The sequence below is a fragment of the Bacillus bingmayongensis genome (assembly GCF_000299035.1).
Lineage (GTDB): Bacteria > Bacillota > Bacilli > Bacillales > Bacillaceae_G > Bacillus_A > Bacillus_A bingmayongensis.
The window spans coordinates 1-4,497 of the sequence record NZ_AKCS01000061.1; the positions used below are offsets into that span (position 1 = coordinate 1).

At 39.6% G+C, this 4,497-nt stretch carries 1 protein-coding gene; it reads left to right on the forward strand.

Annotated features, from left to right (window positions below):
* Window positions 1–4,497 (forward strand): condensation domain-containing protein (locus Y7E_RS0106680; RefSeq protein ID WP_017150515.1); only part of this gene is annotated, 4,497 nt, incomplete at both ends.

The window sequence follows — 4,497 nt, forward strand, 5'->3', positions numbered from 1 at the left end:
AGCTTATATTCGGGAGAACAAATTAGAAATCTTTGATATAACACCTTCATTACTTCAATTACTTATAGATGGCGGATTGTTAGAAACGTGCGATGGCGTTCATGTTCCAAGCAAGGTATTGGTCGGCGGCGAAGCGATTATGCCGTCATTATGGGAACAGCTAGTAGAGACTGATAAAATTGATTTTTATAATGTATATGGTCCTACAGAATGTACAGTTGATGCAACATGCTGTCATATCAAAAAAGATAGTAAGAGAGTAACAATTGGGAGTCCGTTGCCGAACGTTCAAACTTATGTATTGGATAGAAATTGGTTACCAGTTCCAGTTGGTGTGATGGGTGAACTCTATATCGGAGGAGCAGGTCTAGCGAGGGGATACTTGAATCGCCCAGAGTTAACATCCGAACGATTTATTTCCCATCCTTTCAAAAAGAGCGAGAGGTTATATAGAACGGGAGATCTCGTGAGATATCTTCCCGACGGTAATATAGACTATCTAGGAAGAATGGATAATCAAGTGAAGATTAGAGGATTTCGAATTGAACTTGGGGAGATTGAGTCGACCTTACAGGAGCATTACTTGGTAAAAGAGGTAGTTGTAATAGTTAGGGAAAATCAGTCGGGAGATAAGAGGCTGGTAGCTTATGTAGTAGGCGAAGGCAGTTTAGAAGAATGGCGCGAGTATCTTAAAACAAAACTGCCAATCCATATGATACCTTCCTATTTTGTCGAAATGGAAGAGTTACCGCTAACCATAAATGGAAAGGTTGACCGGAAATCGTTGCCTATACCAGATTATCAAGGAACACAAGAAGGCTACGTGGCCCCAAGAAATGAACGTGAACATATGCTTTCTATCATTTGGGAACGTGTGCTGGGTTCAAAACGTATTGGTATTCATGATAACTTTTTTGAAATTGGTGGGGATTCAATTCTTAGCATTCAGATTGTCTCTCGTGCGAAGCAAGCTGGTTTACAATTGACACCAAAACAAATATTTGAACACCAAACGATTGCAGAGTTGGCACAAGTAGTCAAAGAAGAACAAGGTGTACAAGCCGAACAGGGAATTATAACTGGAGATACGATACTTACACCTATTCAGCAAAGGTTTTTTGCACAAAATCATCCTAACCCACATCATTGGAATCAATCCATGTTCTTTAGAACGAAAGAGAAACTGGACATAGTATCACTGGAGAAGTCAGTGCGTAATCTTTTACTTCATCATGATGCCCTGCGTTTAAGATATGAACGTTTACCTGATGGGGCTTGGAAACAGTGGAATGAAGGAATAGAAGAACAATTGATGCTGACTGTCATTTCATTAGACGAAGTGCCGGAAGACGATTGGCATCAAGTTATTCAAAAAGAGATTAATATTGCACAAGGAAGTTTGAATTTACATGATGGTCCGTTAATGAGAATGGTGTATTTTGATGAAGGTGAGAAGACTGGCCGATTATTTTGGATGATTCATCACTTAGCCGTGGATGGTGTTTCTTGGCGAATTTTATTGGAAGATCTGCAAACAGCGTATACTCAAGCAATTCAGGGGCAGAAAATTCAATTACCTATGAAGAGTACATCCTTTAAAGAGTGGTCGGAGAAATTACATCATTACGCTGAATCTGGAATATCGCAAGAAGTGCTGCATTACTGGGAGCAGCAGTCTGAACAAGACGTAGTTATACTGCCGGTAGATGGTACCATAAGTGATCCGGTAAGCGCAGTAACTGAGGAAATTACTGTGGTGTTAGATGAGAATGAGACCCGTATGTTATTGCAAGAGACTTTAAGTACTCATCGTGTCCAAATTAATGAAGTATTATTAGCAGCATTGGTACAAGCTACGGCAGAATGTACAGGGCAGCCGATATTGAGCGTGGATTTAGAGGGGCATGGTCGAGAAGAGATTATTGAAGATGTTGACTTATCGAGAACCGTGGGATGGTTTACAAGTATTTATCCTGTTCACTTAAATATTACTAGTGCCAACACGCCAATTGCAGCATTACAAGCAGTTAAAGAACAAGTACGCAAAATTCCTAATAAGGGTGTTGACTATGGAGTGTTGCGTTACATGAACGCAACACTGTGTGAGCAATTGGGCTCTCAACATACACCGTCTATTAGTTTTAACTATCTTGGACAATTTGACCAAATGTTTTCTAACGATGCAATGTTTATTCCGGAGAACGAATTTAAGCGTTTAGATCATGCTTCCGGTTCCAAGCGATCGCATTTAATTGATGTAATAGGGGTTGTAACGGATGGAAAACTTCAGTTCACTTGGGTATACAATGTTGGACAATTCGCGAAATCAACGATTCAAAGTATTGCACAGAATATGCTTCATCAACTGAGCAGATTGATTCAATCTTCAGATAGAGAATCTGCACTGACCGTTTCAGATTTTGGGATGACTAATCTTAACCAAGCGAGTTTGACAAACGTACTAACTAAGATGAATCGTGGAAAGAACTATCCAATTACTGATTTATATCCACTATCACCTTTGCAAGAAGGTATGATTTTCCACACGTTGCATGACCAAGGGGATGAACATGTTGCGCCGTATATAGTGCAATTAAGTTTTATGATTAAAGGGAAAATGGATATTCCTACTTTTGAGCAGGCGTGGAAATCTGTAATTCAGCGGCATGAAATTTTCCGTACAGCATTTGTTTGGGGCGAAATTGAAGAACCTTTACAAGTGGTGTATGAAAATATTCCATTTAAGGTGAACAAAGAAGACTGGCGCACAATGACAACTGAAGAGATACAGGAAAAAAGAAAAGTCTTTTTGGCATTAGATCGAAAACAAGCCTTCCTATTTGATGAAGCGCCATTGATGCGGGTAACGGTCATTCAAGAAGGTGAGGAAGAATATCGGATTGTTTGGACACATCACCATATTTTGCTGGATGGATGGAGTTTACCACTGGTCTTTAATGAATTACTTACAGTCTATCAAAAGAGAATGAATGGAGAAGCTGTGAATTTACCTAATTCATCGCCATATAAGAAATATATCCAATGGCTAAGAGAACAAGATAAAGAGCAGGCGGAACAATTTTGGAGAGAGAAACTTAAAGGTTTTACTGCACCAACTTTGCTGGGCTTAGAAAGTAAAGAGGAAGAAAAAGGTTACACAGAGAAGGTTACTTATTTATCAGAAGAGCAGACCCAAGCGTTACAAGGATGGGCGAAACGCAATAAACTTACTTTGAGTACAGTAATTCAAGGTGCATGGGCATATCTCATGAGCCGGTATAGTGGAGAAAATGACATTGTCTTTGGTGTAACAAGCTCAGGGCGTTCTACGGAGATTATTGATGTTGAAAACATCGTAGGTCCTTTCATTACAACGTCACCGACGCGAATTCAATTGATGGATGATATAAAAGTAATGGATTGGTTGCAGAAGATACAAGAGGAAGAGATAGAAAGAAGACAATATGAGTATGCTTCTTTGACAGAGATTCAGGGGTGGAGTGAAGTTCCTAGAGGGACACCGCTGTTCAATAGTTTATATGTGTTTGAAAATTATCCAGTGAAAGAGGAGTCTTCAGAAAATCTGGAAATTGGTGAATTGGAAGGAGTAGAACAAACCCACTACCCATTAGGATTGGCTGTAGTTCCAGGAATCCAGTTATCGTTAAAGTTAATGTATGACCGTAGTAAGTTTAATAGATTAACTATTGAACGAATGTTAGGCCATTTACACCAAGTGTTAATGCAAATGCTCAAAAACATTGATCAAACTCTATCGGAGCTGGTATATATTACGGAAACTGAACGAAGACAACTATTGGAAGAATGGAATGATAATGCTATATCCTATCCACGGGAGAATGTGATTCATCAATTATTCGAAGAGCAAGTGAATCGTACACCCGATGCGGTGGCAGTAGTGGATAAAAAACAGCAACTAACGTATCGGGAGCTGAATGAAAAAGCTAATCAATTGGCCCATTATCTTCAGAAATGTGGGATTGGGACTGAATCATTGGTTGGCCTCTGCTTTGAGCGTTCTGTTGAGATGGTTGTTGGCCTCATGGGAATTTGGAAGGCTGGGGCAGCCTATGTTCCATTGGATCCATCCTATCCGGAAAGTCGCCTACGATATATTCTGGAAGACACAGAAATTCAAGTATTAGTTACAAATGAGGCATTAGTGGGTTGGATACCTAAAGAAATCAAGGCAGTTTGTCTAGATAGGGATCAAGCAATGATTTCTCAAGAAATCCAACTTTCACCAATATGTGAGGTAACAGGGGAAAACCTAGCGTATGTTATCTACACTTCAGGATCGACGGGGAATCCAAAGGGGGCTTTAGTACAGCACCATTCTGTAATAAATCTATCATATGGTTTACAAAAAGAAGTTTTCTCACATGAGATACCTAGTAATATGCGTATCGGTTTAAATGCGTCAATTGCCTTTGATGTATCTATTCAGCAATTACAAATGCTGTTGCATGGTTCAAG